We start from the raw sequence: 20,101 nt of genomic DNA on the forward strand, positions 1-20,101 counted from the left end.
CGACGTCTCCCTAATCCAGCGTGCGCCGGTAGAAGCGCAGCGCAATGCACATCACGATGACGGTGAAAAGCGCCATCGGCCAGACCGAAGGCCACAGGTCCGCCCAGCCGCTGCCCTTGAGCAGAATGCCGCGTATCAGGCGGTTGAAGTAAGTGAGCGGCAAAAGGTTGCCGATGAACTGCGCCCACGCGGGCATGCCCGCGAACGGAAACATGAAGCCCGAAAGAAGGATGTTCGGCAGAAAGTAGAACATGGTCAGTTGCATCGCCTGAAGCTGATTCTGCGCGAGCGAGGACAGCGTGATGCCCACCGTCAGATTCGCGGCGATGAACAGCAGCGCGGCGAGATAGATCGCGAGCGGATTGCCGACGAAGGGCACATGAAACACGAAGCGCGTGGCCGCGAGAATGATCGTTGCCTGAATGAGGCCGATGAATACGTAGGGCACGATCTTGCCCGTCATCACTTCGACGGGGCGCACGGGCGTCGCGAGCAGATTCTCCATCGTGCCGCGTTCGCGTTCGCGCGTCATCGCGAGGCCCGTCATCATCACGAGGGTCATCGTGAGGATCACGCCCATCAGGCCCGGCACGACGTTGTATTGCGTGATGCCTTCGGGGTTATAGAGGTTGTGGACCTGCACGTCGAACGCGGCGGGCCCTCCATTCAAACGCGCGAGCGGACCGGTGAGGTCCTTGCTCGCCACCGACTGCACGAGCGAGGACAGTGAATTGCTCGCCTTGCTGACCGCGTTCGGATCGGTGGCGTCGGCTTCGACGAGGAGGGCGGGCCGCTCGCCGCGCAACAGCTTGCGCGAGAAGTCGGCGGGAATGTCGAGCACGAAAAGCACGCGGCCTTGCGCGAGCGCGCGGCGGCCGGCTTCGTCGTCGGGCAACGTTTCGACGATATCGAAGTAGTCGGAGTGCTCCATCGCGGCGATGAAGCTGCGCGAAAACGGACTCTGATCGCCGACGATCACGGCTGTCGGCAGATGCTTCGGGTCCGTGTTGATCGCATAGCCGAAGAGCGCGAGCTGCACGATCGGCAGTCCCACGATCATGCCGAACGTGATGCGGTCGCGCCGTAGCTGCAGAAACTCCTTGATCACGATGCTCCACCACCGCGTGATGGAGAAGCGCGCGAACAGTGCGAAGCCGCCGCGCGCTGTCATGACGTCACCTTGAAGTTGTCGGTCGAGTGGCTCATCAGATAGATGAAGACGTCTTCCAGCCCGGTTTCGATGCGCTCCGCATGGGTTGCGCCGTCTTTCGTCGCGTCACGCACGGCCTGTTCGAGCGCAGCGTGATCGCTGCCGCTCAAATGCAGCGCCGAGCCGAACACGACCGTCTGGTCGATGCCGGGCGTCTTGCGCAAGCGTTCAGAGAGCGCACTGAGATGCTGACCGTGGATGCTCCACGTAGCGAGATTCTGCGACGCGATCACTTCGTTCGCGGTGCCTTGCGCGAGCAGCTTGCCGTAAGCGATATACGCGAGCTTGTGACAGCGCTCGGCTTCGTCCATGTAATGCGTGCTGACGAGCACGGAGATGCCTTTCGCAGCGAGACGATGCAGCTCTTCCCAAAAGTCGCGGCGCGCGGTGGGATCGACGCCCGCGGTGGGTTCGTCGAGCAATAACAGTTTCGGCTCGTGCAGCATGCATGCGGCAAGGGCGAGCCGTTGCTTCCATCCACCCGAGAGCGACCCCGTCAGTTGCTTCGTGCGGCTTTGCAAGCCCAGCGCTTCGAGTGCGCGATCCACGGCTTCGCGGCGGTTCTTCATCTGATACATGCGCGCGACGAAGTCGAGATTCTCGCGGATGGTCAGGTCTTCCCAGTACGAAAAACGCTGCGTCATATAGCCGACATTGCGCTTGATCTCCTCACTCTCGCGCACGATGTCGTAGCCGAGACATGTGCCGCTGCCCGAATCGGGCGTGAGCAGGCCGCACATCAGGCGGATGGAGGTCGTCTTGCCGCTGCCGTTCGGACCGAGAAAGCCGAAGATTTCGCCGCGCGCGACCTGCAACGACACATCGTTGACGACATGCTTGTCGCCGAAGCGCTTGTTGAGGTTGTGGACGTCGATGACGTAGGGCGTGTCCTGCGCGTTCATTGCAACCTCACCGCGACGGGTTGGCCGGGATGAAGCTTCGCCGCATCGGCGGGCTGAGGATGCGCCTCGACCATGAACACGAGCTTCGCGCGGTTTTCGTTGCTATAGATGACGGGCGGCGTGTATTCCGCCTGATTCGACACGTAGGTGATCTTCGCGGGCACGTCTTCCGCGCAGCCGTCGCAATGAATCGATACGGCGCGCCCCGCCGCGAGACCGCCCACCGCGTTCTCCGGCACGAAGAAGCGCACCTTCACATTCTGCGGCGGCAGCATCTGCACGACGGGCGTGCCCGCCTGAACCCATTCTCCGACGCGATAGAGCGTGTCGTACACGAGCCCGTCCGCCGGCGCCGCGACACGTTTTTGATCGACTTTCCATTGAGCCTGGACGACGAACGCCTGCGCGGCGGCCACTTGTGCGCGCTGCGCTTCGATCTGCTGAGGACGGCCGGGCAAGCGCGCGATATCGACCTGTTCGGCGAGATCGCGCACTTGCGCGGCGGCGGCATCGGCATTGGCGCGGGAATCGTCGAGTTGCCCTTTGGCGATGCCGCCGGCACTGAACTGCGCCTCGTCGCGGCTCAGTTGCAACGCGGCCTTGCGGGCGTTCGCGCGCGCCTGCGCGAGTTGCGCGCGCACCGAAGCGACCTCCGGCGCGCGTTTGCCTGTGAGGATGTCTTCGAGTTGCGACTGCGCGGCGGTGAGTTGGCGTTGCGCCTGATCGAGCGCGGCGGTTTCATCGACGGATTCGAGCGCGAACGTGCCCGTGCCCGCTTTGACCGTTTGCCCGCGCGAGACGGAGAGTGCGGCGAGCTTCCCCGATTGCGACGAACCGAGATAGACGAACTCTCCTTCGACGTAGCCCTGATAGACGTCGCGGTCCTGATGAGAGCACGCCGCGAGTGCCGTGGCGAGAAGCAGGTAGAAGGTTATGCCGGTCATGCGGCTCATGGCGCGCTCCATGATCAGGTATCGTTCAGTGTCTTGGTTGGTGTACCAAACAATAAACGAGTCGAGTCGTTACTGTCAAGCGGTGCGTGCGTGGGACGCACGCCTCTGCGTACAAGACAAGCATAGGAGAGGACGGCGCAGGCGAGACGCCTGGCGTGGCTTTTAGAGCGCTCTGACGAGGAAAGAGGCGATGAGGCGCGGCTCGTCGAACATGGTCGCGAGTTCGAAGAAGAACAGGAACGCGAGCATATAGCCCACGGCGGGCCAGTGTTCCATGAACCGCACGAAAAACGGCGCAAAGCGCGAGCGCAGCGGGGCGCGCGTGACGATCCATGCCGAGACCGCGCCGATGGCCGCGCCCGCGATCACATCGGTCGGATAGTGCAGCCCGAGATAGACGCGCGGCAGGCACACGAGGATGATGCAGTGCAGGATCGCGAGTACGCCGATCCATCGCCAGACGAGAAAGATGCCTGCTGCGATGGCCATCCACAGGGCGGCATGATCGCTGGGAAAGGAACTCCACATGCGCAGAAAACTGCCCGTCTCGTTCGTCAACGGGAAGGTCAGGTGAATATTCGGATCGTAGACCGGTCGCGGTCGGAAGGGCAGCGCGAGCGCAGCGAGCCTGCCGAGCAGAAACGCAATGAAACCCGACATGAGAACGGCGACGACCATCTCGCGTCGCCATTGCTGGGAGTCGCCGGCCTTGAACCAGATCGCCCAGAGAATCGCCAGTGGCATGACGCCTTTTGTCAGGTAAAAATCGGCGATCGCGTGGACAGCGTGAGTAAAAATGACGGACGAGGCCGCGATATGCACGAGCCAGGTCTGGATCGACGTGTCAAAAGCATTCACGCGACACTTCTCCGTCCATTTATGAACATTCGATGAAAAGCGTACGAGTGCGAGCGCACATTGTTAGTGCGCCGCCTCGCATAACTCGTCGGACAAACGCATGCAAGCGGGACGACGAGAGCAGGACGTAAGCGTGGGCAGGCATCGCGTGTGCTTCGCCGATACTGCAATGAGGCGAATCAGACAGCGACATGGACACTCTTCTAAAGATCGCGCAGGACTGCGGCTTTTCGGTGGTGTTGGAAGGCCGGATCGGCACCCAGGAATACAACAGCGTGAGTGGTCCGCTACAGGCATTGGAGAAATTTGCGGAAGTCATCCGCGACGCGGCCTTGCAGGAACAGCCGCGCCAGAACGAATGACATGCCGCGTCTAGAGCGATCCGCCCTCCGATGCTTCGTGCGGAATCATCCACCCAAAGAAGACCTGGGCTTCGACGAGCTTGCCATCACGAATGGTTAGAACCTCCGTGTTGCGAAACGCGCTGTCGTCCTTCATGCGCAGATCGTAGGTGACGAACACGTGCTCGCCATCGCGCACGAGATGGACGAACGTGAATTCGGCGATCGCGCGCGAATTCGGCCAGCATCGCGCAAAGTAGGTCGCCCGGTCGAGCCGATTGTCGCGTGGGCTCGTGAAGTGGAAATCGTCTGCGACGAGTGCTTCGATCGCATCACGGTCTTTCGTGACATAAGCTTCATAGACGCGCTTCGCTACCGATATCGGGTCGAAAGATTCAGCGGGGATGGTCATCGGGTATCTCCTTTGTCACGGCGCGCGCTTCTTCGTTTGCGCCATTACCATGTCGACGAATGAAGATGCTTTCGCTCGACATCATTTTCGAATTGGCGTATCCGGATGTAACCTTTGCGCGTTTGCAGCATTCGCATAACATTGCGATATCCGCGTGAATTGACATCGATAACAACGGAGACGCCACGATGAAGGGAAGAAAGGGACAACGCCTGCTTGCGCTGATGATCGGCGCATCGCTGTTCGGGCCGCTTGCGGCGCAAGTCGCGCTCGCTGATGCGCCTGCGGACGAAACGATTGCCGTCGCGGGGCTCTCACAGCCATCGGACATTCTGATCGACCGCTGGGGCGTACCGCACATCTACGCGGCCAACGACAGCGACGCGTTCTTCGTGCAAGGCTTCAACGCGGCGCGCGATCGCATGTTCCAGATCGATCTGTGGCGCAGACGCGGACTCGGCGAGCTCTCGGAAGTATTCGGCCCGGCCTACGTGGAGCAGGACAAGGCCACGCGGCTCTTTCTCTATCGTGGCGACATGGCGACCGAATGGCAGCGCTATGGTCCCGATGCGAAACCTGCCGCGACGCGCTTCGCGGCAGGCGTCAACGCATATGTCGACTGGCTCGCGGCGCATCCGGATCGCATGCCCTATGAATTTCGCAAGATCGGCTATTGGCCGGCGAAATGGAATGCCGACGACATCGTGCGCATTCGCAGTCACGGTCTCACGCGAAACCTGACGAGTGAAGTCGCGCGTGCGCGCGTGGCCTGCAAGAGTTCGCTCGATGCGGATGCTTTGCGCTTCGGCCTTCAGCCGCAGTGGAAAGCCCAGATGCCTGCCGGCCTCGATCCATGTCTCCCCGATGATGTCCTCAAGGTCTTCACGCTCGCCACGCAAGGCGTGCGCGTGACGAAGGAGTCGATGAAAAGCGCGGATGCATCGACGACATTGATCGCCGCCGCCGACAATCCCGAGGAAGTCACCGAAGGCAGCAACAACTGGGTGATCGCGCCATCGAAGTCGGCAACGGGGCGCGCGATCATGGCGAACGATCCGCATCGCGCGTACGCGGCGCCGAGCCTTCGGTACATTCAGCAGATCAGCACGCCGACGCTCGATATCATCGGTGCGGGCGAACCATCCGCGCCGGGCATTTCGATCGGGCATAACGGTTCGATCGCCTACGGTCTCACGATCTTCAATATCGATCAGGAAGATCTCTACGTGTACGAGCTGAACCCGGCGAATCCACGGCAGTATCGATACAAGGGCAAGTGGGAGCCGATGCGCGTCGTCCACGAGCAGATCGCGGTGCGCAACGGGTCGCCTGTCAACGCCGAATTGCTGTTCACGCGCCACGGGCCAGTGATCTATACGGAAGAAAGCAAACATCGCGCATTCGCGGTGCGCACGGCGTGGCTGTCGCCGGGAATGTCGCCGTACTTCGATTCGATGCGCTACATGCGCGCGAAGAATTACGCGCAATTCAAGGCTTCGCTTGCGACCTGGGGCGCGCCGACCGTCAATCAGGTCTATGCGGACAAGGACGGCAACATCGGCTGGGTGCCGAGCGGACTCGCACCGATACGCCCGAACTGGGATGGCCTCATGCCCGTGCCCGGCGATGGCCGCTATGAATGGGCGGGCTTCTGGCCGCGCGACGCGATGCCCTCCGTCTATAACCCCGCGCAAGCCTATTTCACCACGTCGAATGAAATGAATCTGCCGGCGGGTTATCCGTATGCCGAGCGCAAGCTTGGTTTCGAGTGGACCAACGGCTCGCGGCATCAGCGTATCGACGAGGTGTTGAAGTCGCTGCCCAAGGTGTCGATCGAAGACTCGGAGCGCTTGCAGAACGATATCGTTTCGATTCCGGCGCGCAGGCTCGTCGCATTGCTCGCGCCGCTTTCGAGCGATGACGACGACACGCGCGCCGCACTCGCGATGCTGAAAGGCTGGGATGCGCACATGGGCGCGGATTCACCGCAGGCCGCGCTCGAAGAAGTGTGGCTGTCGCGTCATCTCGGACGCACGTTCAAGGAAGCGGTGCTGCCGAAGGACGCGGCGGCATCGTTCGGCGCTCCCGATACCGCCGTGATGCTCGATACGCTCGAACATCCTGAAGCGCGTTTCGGCGATAACGCGCAAGCCAGACGCGATGCGGTTCTGCTTTCGAGTTTGCGGGACGCCTACGGTGAAATGCGGCATCTGCAAGGCGACGATGCAACCCAGTGGCAATGGGGCAAGCTCCAGACGAACCTGAACGCGCATCCTCTCGCCGATGTCGTCGATGCAGATATGCGCGCGAAGCTTAACGTCGGGCCTATCGGAAAGGGAGGCAGCGCTTATACGCCGAACCAGTCGACCTATCGTGCGAGCGATTTCCGCGAGACCAACGGGCCTTCGTTTCGTGTGGTCGTCGATGTCGGCAACTGGGACAACTCGCGCGCGGTGAATCTGCCGGGCGAATCGGGCGACCCCGATAACCCGCATTACCGCGATCTCGCGCAGATGTGGCTCGACGGACAGTACTTTCCGTTGCTGTATTCGCGCTCGGCCGTCGAAGCCGCGACCGAGAAGCGCGTGCATCTCGTGCCGGACGCGCATTGAGCATCGGCTTCGCAGGCGTCATTGTTGCGAGATCGGCAAGGCATCTTCAACGCGGGCAGCGATGATCTTCGCGGCGGCTTGCGTCACAATTCGATCGCGGTGGACGGGCGCTGGCTGGCGCCTTGCCGGACTCCTCATCCGGTTCGTCCGCCGCGCTCCCATCCTTCACTTCCTTCGATGCCGGCTTACGTTCGACGCAATTCGTGCGTCGCCGTGGGAATAGATCGCGGCATGTCCGGGTTAACCAATCGAAGCCTCTACGCTTGAAACCTGGATCGAGTGAGTCGAAGCCGCGCAAGGGCCCTGTGCGTTCGATGAGGTTCGTGGATCGCGTGCGATCCGGTCAACCTTTTCTGTCGGAGTGTGAACATCATGAACGCCATCGCCAAATTCGTCGTTTCCCTCGCCGTTGTCGCCGCGCCCACGTTTGTTTTCGCGCAGAGCCAGAACGCTCCGCTGACGCGCGCACAAGTGAAGGCCGAGCTCGTCCAGCTCGAACAGGCCGGCTACTCGCCCGCCATGGGAGAGCAAGCCGACTATCCCGCCGATATTCAGGCCGCGGAAGCGAAGGTCGCTGCACAAAAGAATGCGAACGCGACGAACGAAGCCTACGGCGGCACGAGTGCCGGCGGCGCATCTTCCGGATCCGGCTCGATGCGCACGCCGATGTCGATGAAGCATGGTTCGATGCCGTCGTCGGATTGCGTCGGGCCCGCGGGATTCTGCACGCCGTTCTTTGGAAGTTGAGTCGTCGGGCGATTATCGAGCGGGGAAAGATCGGTAAAGGCTTTCCACGCTCGCAATCGCCGTATTGAAGGCTTCAGAAAATAATTTGCGTGGGGGGGCTTGCGAGGAGATCATCGGCCCGTCATAATCTCGTTCTCTGCTGCTGATGCAGCGACGCAAGACGGATGTTGAAGTGGTGAATGTCTTGCGATGTGCTCTTTAAAAACTAACAGCCGATAAGTGTGGGCGCTTGATAGCGAGTGCGGTTTCAGTCTTTTAGGCTGAGACAACAAGCAAAAGTATCAAGAGTCTCACACGAAGTATCAGAGGAAGGTTTTTCATCTTTGGATGAACAATCATCGTCAGAACGTTGAGTGAGCGACCGGTTTCTAACGGAACCGAAAAACAGTAACAGGTTTGAACTGAAGAGTTTGATCCTGGCTCAGATTGAACGCTGGCGGCATGCCTTACACATGCAAGTCGAACGGCAGCACGGGGGCAACCCTGGTGGCGAGTGGCGAACGGGTGAGTAATACATCGGAACGTGTCCTGTAGTGGGGGATAGCCCGGCGAAAGCCGGATTAATACCGCATACGATCTACGGAAGAAAGCGGGGGCTCCTTCGGGACCTCGCGCTATAGGGGCGGCCGATGGCAGATTAGCTAGTTGGTGGGGTAAAGGCCTACCAAGGCGACGATCTGTAGCTGGTCTGAGAGGACGACCAGCCACACTGGGACTGAGACACGGCCCAGACTCCTACGGGAGGCAGCAGTGGGGAATTTTGGACAATGGGGGCAACCCTGATCCAGCAATGCCGCGTGTGTGAAGAAGGCCTTCGGGTTGTAAAGCACTTTTGTCCGGAAAGAAAACCTCTTGGTTAATACCTGAGGGGGATGACGGTACCGGAAGAATAAGCACCGGCTAACTACGTGCCAGCAGCCGCGGTAATACGTAGGGTGCGAGCGTTAATCGGAATTACTGGGCGTAAAGCGTGCGCAGGCGGTCTGTTAAGACCGATGTGAAATCCCCGGGCTTAACCTGGGAACTGCATTGGTGACTGGCAGGCTTTGAGTGTGGCAGAGGGAGGTAGAATTCCACGTGTAGCAGTGAAATGCGTAGAGATGTGGAGGAATACCGATGGCGAAGGCAGCCTCCTGGGCCAACACTGACGCTCATGCACGAAAGCGTGGGGAGCAAACAGGATTAGATACCCTGGTAGTCCACGCCCTAAACGATGTCAACTAGTTGTTGGGGATTCATTTCCTTAGTAACGTAGCTAACGCGTGAAGTTGACCGCCTGGGGAGTACGGTCGCAAGATTAAAACTCAAAGGAATTGACGGGGACCCGCACAAGCGGTGGATGATGTGGATTAATTCGATGCAACGCGAAAAACCTTACCTACCCTTGACATGGTCGGAAGTCTGCTGAGAGGTGGACGTGCTCGAAAGAGAACCGGCGCACAGGTGCTGCATGGCTGTCGTCAGCTCGTGTCGTGAGATGTTGGGTTAAGTCCCGCAACGAGCGCAACCCTTGTCCTTAGTTGCTACGCAAGAGCACTCTAAGGAGACTGCCGGTGACAAACCGGAGGAAGGTGGGGATGACGTCAAGTCCTCATGGCCCTTATGGGTAGGGCTTCACACGTCATACAATGGTCGGAACAGAGGGTTGCCAAGCCGCGAGGTGGAGCCAATCCCAGAAAACCGATCGTAGTCCGGATCGCAGTCTGCAACTCGACTGCGTGAAGCTGGAATCGCTAGTAATCGCGGATCAGCATGCCGCGGTGAATACGTTCCCGGGTCTTGTACACACCGCCCGTCACACCATGGGAGTGGGTTTCACCAGAAGTAGGTAGCCTAACCGCAAGGAGGGCGCTTACCACGGTGGGATTCATGACTGGGGTGAAGTCGTAACAAGGTAGCCGTATCGGAAGGTGCGGCTGGATCACCTCCTTTCTCGAGCTTCGCACACAACATTAAGCGCTCACGCTTATCGGCTGTTGTTTAAGACAGGCTAAGGGTCTGTAGCTCAGTCGGTTAGAGCACCGTCTTGATAAGGCGGGGGTCGTTGGTTCGAATCCAACCAGACCCACCACCCGAAAAGCGTGCTGATGGGGCAACAGCTCATGGTCAGGCCACGTAGGGGGATTAGCTCAGCTGGGAGAGCACCTGCTTTGCAAGCAGGGGGTCGTCGGTTCGATCCCGTCATCCTCCACCAAGTCCTCAATGCACAGCGCTGAATGGTGATTCAACGTTGTGCATTGGCGACTATAGCCAGTTGATGCTGTTGGGTAGTGAAGTGACCCGATCGGCTAAACGTTCTTTAACAATCTGGAAGAAGTAGTAAAGAGATGCGCTGAAAGCACTTAGAGATGGGTGTGAGTAGGGGCATCAGGGTAGTGATTGTATCAAGTATGAAAAGGTGATCGAAAGATTGCTTTGGAATACGGCACAACGCGAATACTCAGCCTATGACGAGGGTGTTGCGAGACACACTCGTTATAGGGTCAAGCGAACAAGTGCATGTGGTGGATGCCTTGGCGATCACAGGCGATGAAGGACGCGGTAGCCTGCGAAAAGCGGTGGGGAGCTGGCAAACGAGCTTTGATCCACCGATATCCGAATGGGGAAACCCGGCCCGTATGGGTCATCCGTAACTGAATCCATAGGTTACGTGAAGCGAACGCGGTGAACTGAAACATCTAAGTAACCGCAGGAACAGAAATCAACCGAGATTCCCAAAGTAGTGGCGAGCGAAATGGGATCAGCCTGTACTCTTTATCTGAATTGTTAGTCGAACGCTCTGGAAAGTGCGGCCATAGCAGGTGATAGCCCTGTAGACGAAAACAGCTTGGAAGAACTAGGGGTACGAGAAGTAGGGCGGGACACGTGAAATCCTGTCTGAAGATGGGGGGACCATCCTCCAAGGCTAAATACTCGTGATCGACCGATAGTGAACCAGTACCGTGAGGGAAAGGCGAAAAGAACCCCGGGAGGGGAGTGAAATAGATCCTGAAACCGCATGCATACAAACAGTCGGAGCCTCGTAAGGGGTGACGGCGTACCTTTTGTATAATGGGTCAGCGACTTACGTTCAGTAGCGAGCTTAACTGATTAAGGCAGGCGTAGCGAAAGCGAGTCCGAATAGGGCGATCAGTTGCTGGGCGTAGACCCGAAACCAAGTGATCTATCCATGGCCAGGTTGAAGGTGCGGTAACACGTACTGGAGGACCGAACCCACTAACGTTGAAAAGTTAGGGGATGAGCTGTGGATAGGGGTGAAAGGCTAAACAAACTTGGAAATAGCTGGTTCTCTCCGAAAACTATTTAGGTAGTGCCTCGTGTATCACCTTCGGGGGTAGAGCACTGTCATGGTTGTGGGGTCCATTGCGGATTACTACGCCATAGCAAACTCCGAATACCGAAGAGTGCAATCACGGGAGACAGACATCGGGTGCTAACGTCCGGTGTCAAGAGGGAAACAACCCAGACCGCCAGCTAAGGTCCCAAAGATTGGCTAAGTGGGAAACGAAGTGGGAAGGCTAAAACAGTCAGGAGGTTGGCTTAGAAGCAGCCACCCTTTAAAGAAAGCGTAATAGCTCACTGATCGAGTCGTCCTGCGCGGAAGATGTAACGGGGCTCAAGCCAGTCACCGAAGCTGCGGATACACGTTGAAAGACACGTGTGTGGTAGGAGAGCGTTCCGTAAGCCTGCGAAGGTGCGTTGAAAAGCGTGCTGGAGGTATCGGAAGTGCGAATGCTGACATGAGTAGCGATAAAGGGGGTGAAAAGCCCCCTCGCCGTAAGCCCAAGGTTTCCTACGCAACGTTCATCGGCGTAGGGTGAGTCGGCCCCTAAGGCGAGGCAGAAATGCGTAGCTGATGGGAAGCAGGTCAATATTCCTGCACCATTGTTAGATGCGATGGGGGGACGGATCGCGGAAGGTTGTCCGGGTGTTGGACGTCCCGGTCGCTGCATTGGAGAAGGTGCTTAGGCAAATCCGGGCACATAATTCAAGGGTGTGGCGCGAGCTTCTTCGGAAGCGAAGCAATTGGAAGTGGTTCCAAGAAAAGCCTCTAAGCTTCAGTCTAATAGTGACCGTACCGCAAACCGACACAGGTGGGCGAGATGAGTATTCTAAGGCGCTTGAGAGAACTCGGGAGAAGGAACTCGGCAAATTGGTACCGTAACTTCGGGATAAGGTACGCCTCTGTAGCTTGACTGGCCTGCGCCAGAAGGGTGAAGAGGTTGCAATAAACTGGTGGCTGCGACTGTTTAATAAAAACACAGCACTCTGCAAACACGAAAGTGGACGTATAGGGTGTGACGCCTGCCCGGTGCCGGAAGATTAAATGATGGGGTGCAAGCTCTTGATTGAAGTCCCGGTAAACGGCGGCCGTAACTATAACGGTCCTAAGGTAGCGAAATTCCTTGTCGGGTAAGTTCCGACCTGCACGAATGGCGTAACGATGGCCACACTGTCTCCTCCCGAGACTCAGCGAAGTTGAAGTGTTTGTGATGATGCAATCTCCCCGCGGCTAGACGGAAAGACCCCATGAACCTTTACTGTAGCTTTGCATTGGACTTTGAACCGATCTGTGTAGGATAGGTGGGAGGCTATGAAACCGGAACGCTAGTTTCGGTGGAGCCGTCCTTGAAATACCACCCTGGTTTGTTTGAGGTTCTAACCTTGGTCCATTATCTGGATCGGGGACAGTGCATGGTAGGCAGTTTGACTGGGGCGGTCTCCTCCCAAAGTGTAACGGAGGAGTACGAAGGTACGCTAGGTACGGTCGGAAATCGTGCTGATAGTGCAATGGCATAAGCGTGCTTAACTGCGAGACCGACAAGTCGAGCAGGTGCGAAAGCAGGTCATAGTGATCCGGTGGTTCTGTATGGAAGGGCCATCGCTCAACGGATAAAAGGTACTCTGGGGATAACAGGCTGATACCGCCCAAGAGTTCATATCGACGGCGGTGTTTGGCACCTCGATGTCGGCTCATCTCATCCTGGGGCTGTAGCCGGTCCCAAGGGTATGGCTGTTCGCCATTTAAAGAGGTACGTGAGCTGGGTTTAAAACGTCGTGAGACAGTTTGGTCCCTATCTGCCGTGGGCGTTGGATATTTGAAGGGGGCTGCTCCTAGTACGAGAGGACCGGAGTGGACGAACCTCTGGTGTACCGGTTGTCACGCCAGTGGCATCGCCGGGTAGCTATGTTCGGAAGAGATAACCGCTGAAAGCATCTAAGCGGGAAACTCGCCTTAAGATGAGATATCCCCGGGGCTTCGAGCCCCTTGAAGGGTCGTTCCAGACCAGGACGTTGATAGGTCAGGTGTGTAAGTGCAGTAATGCATTGAGCTAACTGATACTAATTGCCCGTAAGGCTTGATCCTATAACCAGTGTGTTTCGCGATGATCGTTAGTGCTTCAGCACTTACGAGCATCTCGCCCCCGTAGGGGGTAGTACTGGTTGAGTACCGTGTGTGCAACAGTCACCACCCGAATTCAATACTACTTCTTCCCGGATTGGTTGTAGCGCCCTACAGGCGATACAACAACAAGTCATGCCTGATGACCATAGCGAGTCGGTACCACCCCTTCCCATCCCGAACAGGACCGTGAAACGACTCCACGCCGATGATAGTGCGGATCACCCGTGTGAAAGTAGGTAATCGTCAGGCTCCTCATGCCGCAAACAAAAACCCCACCCCGCAAAGGTGGGGTTTTTGCGTTTGTGGGTCGAATTCCGCAAAGAGCGCTCGTTCCGACACCCGCTCGTCTCCGATAAAGGGTTTCAGTCGGTAGAATGGCGTCGAAAGGTTGTAACCATCATGCCGACCCTCTCCGGAGCGCATATGAGAACGAGCCTGTTGATTGCCGCCGTCAGCGCCGCGTTGCTTGTCGCGGCGTGCGGCAAGAAGAACGACGCGAGCGAGTCCAGCCTGGGCGACGCGATTTCCGCCGACATGAAAACGAACCGTGGTCTGCTATGCCTGAACCGAAGTGGACGCGGCCCGTATGCGTTCCCATCGGCGTATAGCAATCGCGATCTCAACGAGTACTCCGCTGCCGCACTGCGCGAGCAACTCGCCGCGCTCGAGAAGAGCGGGCTCATTGCCCGTGCCGCCCCGACCCCGGCCAACACCAACGCGAAGCAGAACGGCATCGCGTACAGCCTCACCGGCGAAGGCCAGAAGTATGCGGTCGAAACCAACCGGGCCGCCGGCGACCCCAACGCCACGAGCGACCCGCGCGCCTGGATGCTCTGCTATGCGCACGTCAAGCTGGACAAGGTCGTCGGCTGGACCGAGCCCGATCCGACCGCTCACCGCTCCGACGTCACCTACACCTACAAGCTCGAAAGCGTCGCTCCGTGGATGGACGATCGCGACATCAAGCGCGCCTTTCCCGACGTGACCGCCGCCGACCGCGAAGCCGGTGAAACGAAGCTGCACATCATCCTGGAGCAGCGCGAGGACGGCTGGGTGCGGGTGGATTGACCCCGCAGGCTCCGCTTCCGAGATCACGCATGCCGCCATCTTCCTTCGATCCTTCCGCCGGCCCGCCGCGCATGTCCGATGTCGCGCGTCTCGCCGGCGTTTCGAAGATGACCGTCTCCCGCGTGCTCGCCGGCCACAGCGTCGCGGTGGCGACGCGTGAGCGGGTGCAGAAAGCCATCGACGAACTCGGCTATGTCGCCGATGCCGCGGCGGGCGCCTTGTCGTCCGGACGCTCGGAGTTCGTCGCGGTGCTGGTTCCGTCGCTCGCAAGCTCCAACTTCTCGGACACGGTGCGCGGTCTTTCCGCGTCGCTCGAACCGCACGGCCTGCAATTGCTGATCGGCGACACGGACTACCATCTGGATCGCGAGGAACGGCTCGTGCGCTCGATGTTGCGTCATCAGCCGCGCTGCATCGCGCTGACGGGTTCGCGTCATACGGAAGCGACGCGCACGCTGCTGCGCCGCTCCGGCGTGCCCGTCGTGGAGATGTGGGATTCGCCTTCCGATCCGATCGATGCCGCCGTCGGCTTCTCGAACGTCAGCGCGGCACGAGAGATGGTGCGGTATCTGGCGGATAAAGGTTACGAACGCATCGGCTTTCTCGGCGGGGCGAGCGAACTGGACCGGCGCGGCCTGGATCGTCTGAAGGGCTTTCGCGCGCAGATGAAGGCGCTCGGTTTCGACGACGAACGCATCGTTCGTCTGGGCGATTCTCCGATCACGATGAGCCACGGCGGCCCCGCGATGGCCGCCTTGCTCGACACCTGGCCCGACACGCAGGCCGTGATGTGCGTGAGCGACATGTCCGCGTTCGGCGCGATAATGGAATGTCACCGGCGCGGCCTCGTCGTGCCTGACGATATCGCCGTTGCGGGCTTCGGTAATTTCGAAGTGGCCGCGTGCTGCACGCCATCGATCACGACGGTCTCCGTCGACGCATACGGCATCGGCCTGCGCACCGGCGCGACCCTGCTCGCGGCGCTGGAGGCGCGTGAGGAAGGCATCGCGGGGCCATCGGGCAAGCGAGTGCGCGTCGCCTATTCCGTGGTGCCGCGCGAAAGCGCCTGAGCCGAAGCAGTGCGGCGATGCGTGCTAACATCGATCGAAATGTTACCGGTAACGTCACGATAAACAGGGAGACACCCCATGCCCCAACAGAATCCCAAACGCCTGCGCAGCCAGGAGTGGTTCGACGATCCCTCGCACGCCGACATGACCGCGCTGTACGTCGAGCGATTCATGAACTACGGCCTCACGCGCGAGGAATTGCAGTCGGGTCGCCCGATCATCGGCATTGCGCAGACGGGCAGCGATCTCGCGCCGTGCAATCGCCATCACATCGAACTCGCCGCGCGAACGAAAGCGGGCATTCGCGATGCCGGCGGCATTCCGATGGAATTCCCCGTGCATCCGCTCGCGGAGCAGAGCCGCCGTCCGACCGCCGCGCTCGATCGCAATCTCGCGTATCTCGGTCTGGTCGAAATCCTGCACGGCTTTCCGCTCGACGGCGTCGTGCTCACGACCGGTTGCGACAAGACCACGCCCGCGTGCCTGATGGCCGCGGCCACCGTCGATATGCCCGCAATCGTGCTCTCGGGCGGTCCGATGCTCGACGGCTGGCACGAGGGCAAGCGCGTCGGGTCGGGCACCGTGATCTGGCATGCGCGCAATCTGCTCGCGGCGGGCGAGATCGATTACGAAGGCTTCATGCGTCTGACGACCGCGTCGTCGCCGTCCATCGGCCATTGCAATACGATGGGCACCGCGCTCTCGATGAACAGCCTCGCCGAAGCGCTCGGCATGTCGCTGCCGACGTGCGCGAGCATTCCCGCCGCGTATCGCGAGCGCGGGCAGATGGCGTACGCGACGGGCAAGCGCATCGTCGATATGGTGCGCGAGGATCTGAAGCCGTCGAAGATCATGACGCACGATGCGTTCATCAACGCGATCGTGGTTGCTTCGGCGCTCGGTGCATCGACGAATTGCCCGCCGCATCTGATCGCGATCGCGCGGCACATGGGCATCGAGTTGAGTCTCGATGACTGGCAACGCCACGGCGAACAGGTGCCGCTCATCGTGAACTGCATGCCCGCGGGTGAATATCTCGGCGAGAGTTTTCATCGCTCGGGCGGGGTGCCGGCGGTCATGCGGCAACTCGACAAGGCGGGACTCGTCAGGCGCGATTGCCTCACCGTGTCGGGCCGCACGATCGGCGAGATCGCGAACGATGCGCCCGCCGCCGACAACGAAGTCATCCGCACCACGGACGATCCGCTGAAGCACGGCGCGGGCTTCATGGTCCTGTCGGGCAATTTCTTCGACAGCGCGATCATGAAGATGTCGGTCGTCGGCGATGCGTTCAGAAAGACGTATTTGAGCGAGCCCGGCGCGGAGAACGCGTTCGAAGCGCGCGCGATCGTCTTCGATGGCCCCGAGGATTACCACGCGCGCATCAACGACCCGTCGCTCGACATCGACGAGCATTGCATCCTCGTAATTCGCGGCTGCGGCACGGTGGGTTATCCGGGCAGCGCGGAAGTCGTGAACATGGCGCCGCCCGCCGAGCTGATCAAACGCGGCATCGATTCGCTGCCCTGCATGGGCGACGGACGCCAGAGCGGCACGTCGGCGAGCCCGTCGATTCTCAACATGTCGCCCGAAGCCGCGGTGGGCGGCGGTCTCGCGCTCCTGCGCACGAACGACAGGATTCGCGTCGATCTGAACGCGCGCAGCGTGAACGTGCTGCTCGACGAAGCCGAACTCGAAAGCCGCCGCGCGCAGTCCGCATTCGCCGCGCCGGTCGCGCAGACGCCGTGGCAGGAACTGTATCGACAAACCGTGGGGCAGTTGTCGACGGGCGGATGTCTCGAGCCCGCGACGCTGTATCTGAAGGTGATCGAAACGCGCGGCAATCCGCGTCATTCACATTGAGCGAGCCGCCATGTCCTACGCCATTTACCCGAGTCTTGCGGACAAGCGTGTCGTCGTGACGGGCGGCGGCAGCGGCATCGGCGCTGCGATCGTCGAGGCGTTCGCGAAGCAGGGCGCACGCGTGTTTTTCATCGATGTTGCCGAGGCCGATTCGCGTCAACTCGAACAAACGCTGGCAAGCGAAAAGCATGCGCCGAAGTTTCTGCGTTGCGATCTGCGCGACGCGGCCGCCATCGAAAAGACTTTCGACGACATCGCCAGCGAAGCCGGTTCCATCGACGTGCTGGTCAACAACGCCGCGAACGACGACCGTCATCAGTGGGACAACGTGAGCGCCGCGTACTGGGACGAGCGCATGGCCGTCAATCTGCGGCATCAGTTCTTCTGCGCGCAGGCTGCGGCGAAGCGCATGTGCACGCAGAAGCACGGCGCGATCGTGAACATGGGCTCGATTTCGTGGCATCTCGCGTTGCCCGATCTCACGCTCTACATGACCGCGAAGGCCGCGATCGAAGGACTCACGCGCGGGCTCGCGCGTGATCTGGGCGAGCACGGCATCCGCGTGAATACGGTGATTCCGGGCGCGGTGCGCACGCCGCGTCAGATGAAGATGTGGCAGTCGCCCGAAAGCGAGGCGAAGCTTCTAGCGCAACAGTGTCTGCACGAGCGGATCGATCCGGAGCACATCGCGCGCATGGTGTTGTTCCTTGCCTCCGACGATGCGGCGCGCTGCACCGCACGCGATTATTACGTCGATGCGGGGTGGTTCGGGACGTAACGCGTTACGTAACGAAGGCCGATCGGTTCAGAGGCGCGCATCGCGCCGTCGCGCCGCTTTCGGCTTTGCCTTGACCGTCGGCATCGTGCCGTTTTCGATGTAGTGCTGCACGGCGTCGGCGGCTTCGTCATAGCCGCGTTCATCGAGCCAATGCCAGACGGCCGCGAGAAAGAGACCGAGCCCCGCATGCCCGCAATGCGCGATCACTTCGGCGATGCCTTCCGCGAGCGCCTCGTTGCGGCCTTCGGGCTGCAACGCGCTTGCCACATGCGATGCCGCGCGCGATACCAGCATCGCGTGCATCGTATGCAATTGCGGGTTGAAGGTGCGTACGGCGCTTTTTCTTTGACTGCTGCCCATGAAACCCCCGTCTCTGGCACTGGCGTGCTACGCGCCCGGATGCGATAACCGCATCGAAAAAAAGAGCGCGCGCCGCGATTGATTGTTCGAAGGCGCCTTTTCCCGGCGCCGGGGTGGGCTAATGCAAGAAGCGGGCCGACACGCGATTCCGCTCCGCGCATTTTCCAGTTGCGCCTTATGCGGCGGTGCAGCGCGCATCTTGCTTAGTGCGGAGAGAAAAGCGCGCAAAGACGATTCGTCATGCATTTCGTACAATCGAAAGTCGTATGCGGCACGCAAACCATCAAAACATGCGCCTAATGTCCTACTTTTGGTCCGCTGTGTTCGCGCTGCTCGCCGGTTGCTCGTCAACGACAGCGGCACGCAGCGAGGAACCCGCGTCCGCAGCGGAATCGCAAGCGCCGCAGCCGCTGCATCACGCGAAGCGCACCGCGTCCGGCTATGAAAACAACTACGGTCATCTGCCGCGCGAATCGTTTCTGAAGTGGCGTTGGGAGCGCTTTACGCAAGGCTTGCCGAAGCCGCCCGCGAACGGCTATCACTTTCCGATGGCGCATCCCGACATCGCGTGGCTCAAGGCCAACCGCACCGCCGATACCCTCACGTGGATCGGTCACGCGACCGCGCTGGTGCAGATCGACGGCGTGAACATCCTCACGGATCCGGTGTTCTCGGAACGAGCGTCGCCGTTCTCGTTCGCGGGCCCGAAGCGCAAGACGCCGCCCGGCCTCACGCTCGATGAGTTGCCGCACATCGACATCGTGCTGATCTCGCACAACCACTACGATCATCTGGACAAGCCGAGCATCGAAGCGCTCAACCGGCAGGCGGGCGGCCCGCCGCGCTTTCTCGTGCCGCTCGGCATCCGGCAGTGGATGACCGATATCGGCGTGACGAACGTCGAAGAACTCGACTGGAGCGACGAGACGCACGCCGCCGGGCTCGATATCTGGTTCGTACCGAGCCAGCACTGGTCGGCGCGCACGCCGTTCGACCGCGCGGAAACGCTGTGGGGCGGCTGGGTCGTGAAGACGCCGGCGGGCGCGGCGCATCCGTACTCGTTTTACTTCGCCGGCGACACGGGCTATTCGCCGGATTTCCGCGATATCGGCGCGCGTTTCGGCGGTTTCGATCTCGCGCTGATTCCGATCGGCGCCTACGATCCGCGCTGGTTCATGCACGCGCAGCACGTCGATCCCGAGGAAGCCGTGCGCATTTTTCAGGACGTCCACGCGAAGAAGGCGATCGGCATTCACTGGGGTTCGTTCGAACTGACCGACGAGCCGCTCGACGAGCCGCCGCGCCGTCTTGCCGACGCGGTGCGCCGCGCCGGCCTCCCCGAAGACGCGTTCACCGTGCTGAAACACGGCGACATGATTCATCTCGACACGCCGAATTCAAGCGCGGCCACAATCGGTCGTTAACACGGCCTGACAGCGCGTCTATACGCGCGTAAATTCATCCTACAATTGAGACGCCTCCCTATCGAGGCGGGCTCGCGGTTGCGCGCGGCGCGGCAA

At 60.1% G+C, this 20,101-nt stretch carries 14 protein-coding genes, 2 tRNA genes and 3 rRNA genes; 13 read left to right on the plus strand and 6 right to left on the minus strand.

What is annotated here, in order from left to right:
• Positions 1-10: 10 nt before the first annotated feature.
• The 4 genes from ACEN42_RS16345 to ACEN42_RS16360 all read right to left on the minus strand — a co-directional run bounded on the left by ACEN42_RS16345 (position 11) and on the right by ACEN42_RS16360 (position 3,923).
• A complete protein-coding gene (locus ACEN42_RS16345; protein ID WP_371881841.1) occupies positions 11-1,171 on the minus strand; it encodes an ABC transporter permease in 1,161 nt (386 codons plus the stop codon).
• Positions 1,168-2,112: an ABC transporter ATP-binding protein gene (locus ACEN42_RS16350; protein ID WP_371881842.1), complete on the minus strand. Its 945-nt coding sequence runs from the start codon at positions 2,110-2,112 to the stop codon at positions 1,168-1,170. Before ACEN42_RS16350 ends, ACEN42_RS16345 begins: the two co-directional genes overlap by 4 nt.
• On the minus strand, positions 2,109-3,065 hold the full coding sequence (locus ACEN42_RS16355; RefSeq protein ID WP_371881843.1) for an HlyD family secretion protein: 957 nt from the start codon (positions 3,063-3,065) through the stop codon (positions 2,109-2,111). Before ACEN42_RS16355 ends, ACEN42_RS16350 begins: the two co-directional genes overlap by 4 nt.
• 162 nt (positions 3,066-3,227) lie before the next feature.
• Entirely contained in the window at positions 3,228-3,923 is a 696-nt protein-coding gene (locus tag ACEN42_RS16360) for a phosphatase PAP2 family protein (RefSeq protein ID WP_371881844.1), read from the minus strand.
• Positions 3,924-4,114: 191 nt separating this feature from the next.
• Between ACEN42_RS16360 and ACEN42_RS16365 the strand changes: the two genes are divergently transcribed.
• A complete protein-coding gene (locus ACEN42_RS16365) occupies positions 4,115-4,285 on the plus strand; it encodes a hypothetical protein (protein WP_238295049.1) in 171 nt (56 codons plus the stop codon).
• A gap of 10 nt (positions 4,286-4,295) precedes the next feature.
• Here ACEN42_RS16365 and ACEN42_RS16370 read toward each other — a convergent pair whose 3' ends face one another.
• Positions 4,296-4,676 (minus strand): nuclear transport factor 2 family protein, encoded by a 381-nt coding sequence (locus tag ACEN42_RS16370; protein WP_371881845.1) that lies wholly within the window; start codon positions 4,674-4,676, stop codon positions 4,296-4,298.
• Positions 4,677-4,900: 224 nt separating this feature from the next.
• Here ACEN42_RS16370 and ACEN42_RS16375 point away from each other — a divergent pair, with 224 nt between their 5' ends.
• The 11 genes from ACEN42_RS16375 (at position 4,901) to ACEN42_RS16425 (ending at position 18,221) form a co-directional block, all read left to right on the plus strand.
• On the plus strand, positions 4,901-7,288 hold the full coding sequence (locus ACEN42_RS16375; RefSeq protein WP_371882293.1) for a penicillin acylase family protein: 2,388 nt from the start codon (positions 4,901-4,903) through the stop codon (positions 7,286-7,288).
• 372 nt (positions 7,289-7,660) lie between these two features.
• Positions 7,661-8,035 (plus strand): DUF4148 domain-containing protein, encoded by a 375-nt coding sequence (locus ACEN42_RS16380; RefSeq protein ID WP_371881846.1) that lies wholly within the window; start codon positions 7,661-7,663, stop codon positions 8,033-8,035.
• Between the two features lie 398 nt (positions 8,036-8,433).
• Positions 8,434-9,967, plus strand: a 16S ribosomal RNA gene (locus tag ACEN42_RS16385).
• Between the two features lie 62 nt (positions 9,968-10,029).
• Positions 10,030-10,106 (plus strand) — tRNA-Ile (locus ACEN42_RS16390).
• A gap of 47 nt (positions 10,107-10,153) precedes the next feature.
• Positions 10,154-10,229, plus strand: a tRNA-Ala gene (locus ACEN42_RS16395).
• Positions 10,230-10,516: 287 nt separating this feature from the next.
• Positions 10,517-13,403, plus strand: a 23S ribosomal RNA gene (locus ACEN42_RS16400).
• A 174-nt stretch (positions 13,404-13,577) separates the two neighbouring features.
• A 5S ribosomal RNA gene (gene rrf, locus ACEN42_RS16405) occupies positions 13,578-13,691 on the plus strand.
• The 16S, 23S and 5S rRNA genes sit together here with 2 tRNA genes alongside, the layout of an rRNA operon.
• A 150-nt stretch (positions 13,692-13,841) precedes the next feature.
• Positions 13,842-14,510 carry a hypothetical protein gene (locus tag ACEN42_RS16410; RefSeq protein ID WP_371881847.1) on the plus strand — a complete coding sequence of 223 codons (669 nt, stop codon included), beginning with the start codon at positions 13,842-13,844 and terminating at the stop codon, positions 14,508-14,510.
• Between the two features lie 29 nt (positions 14,511-14,539).
• Positions 14,540-15,580: a LacI family DNA-binding transcriptional regulator gene (locus ACEN42_RS16415; protein ID WP_371881848.1), complete on the plus strand. Its 1,041-nt coding sequence runs from the start codon at positions 14,540-14,542 to the stop codon at positions 15,578-15,580.
• Positions 15,581-15,658: 78 nt separating this feature from the next.
• Complete coding sequence (locus ACEN42_RS16420; protein ID WP_371881849.1) at positions 15,659-17,443, plus strand: IlvD/Edd family dehydratase; 1,785 nt, start codon at positions 15,659-15,661, stop codon at positions 17,441-17,443.
• A 10-nt stretch (positions 17,444-17,453) separates the two neighbouring features.
• Positions 17,454-18,221, plus strand: a complete 768-nt coding sequence (locus ACEN42_RS16425; protein WP_187608049.1) for an SDR family NAD(P)-dependent oxidoreductase — start codon at positions 17,454-17,456, stop codon at positions 18,219-18,221.
• A gap of 27 nt (positions 18,222-18,248) precedes the next feature.
• Here the strand turns inward: ACEN42_RS16425 and ACEN42_RS16430 are convergent, their stop codons facing one another.
• Positions 18,249-18,581, minus strand: coding sequence for a hypothetical protein (locus ACEN42_RS16430; RefSeq protein WP_238293397.1), 333 nt, complete (start codon positions 18,579-18,581; stop codon positions 18,249-18,251).
• A gap of 299 nt (positions 18,582-18,880) precedes the next feature.
• On the opposite strand from ACEN42_RS16430, the gene ACEN42_RS16435 reads away from it, so the two are divergent.
• Positions 18,881-20,005, plus strand: coding sequence for an MBL fold metallo-hydrolase (locus ACEN42_RS16435; protein WP_371881850.1), 1,125 nt, complete (start codon positions 18,881-18,883; stop codon positions 20,003-20,005).
• Positions 20,006-20,101 lie beyond the last annotated feature (96 nt).

The sequence above is a fragment of the Caballeronia sp. S22 genome (assembly GCF_964261745.1).
GTDB classification, from domain to species: domain Bacteria; phylum Pseudomonadota; class Gammaproteobacteria; order Burkholderiales; family Burkholderiaceae; genus Caballeronia; species Caballeronia jiangsuensis.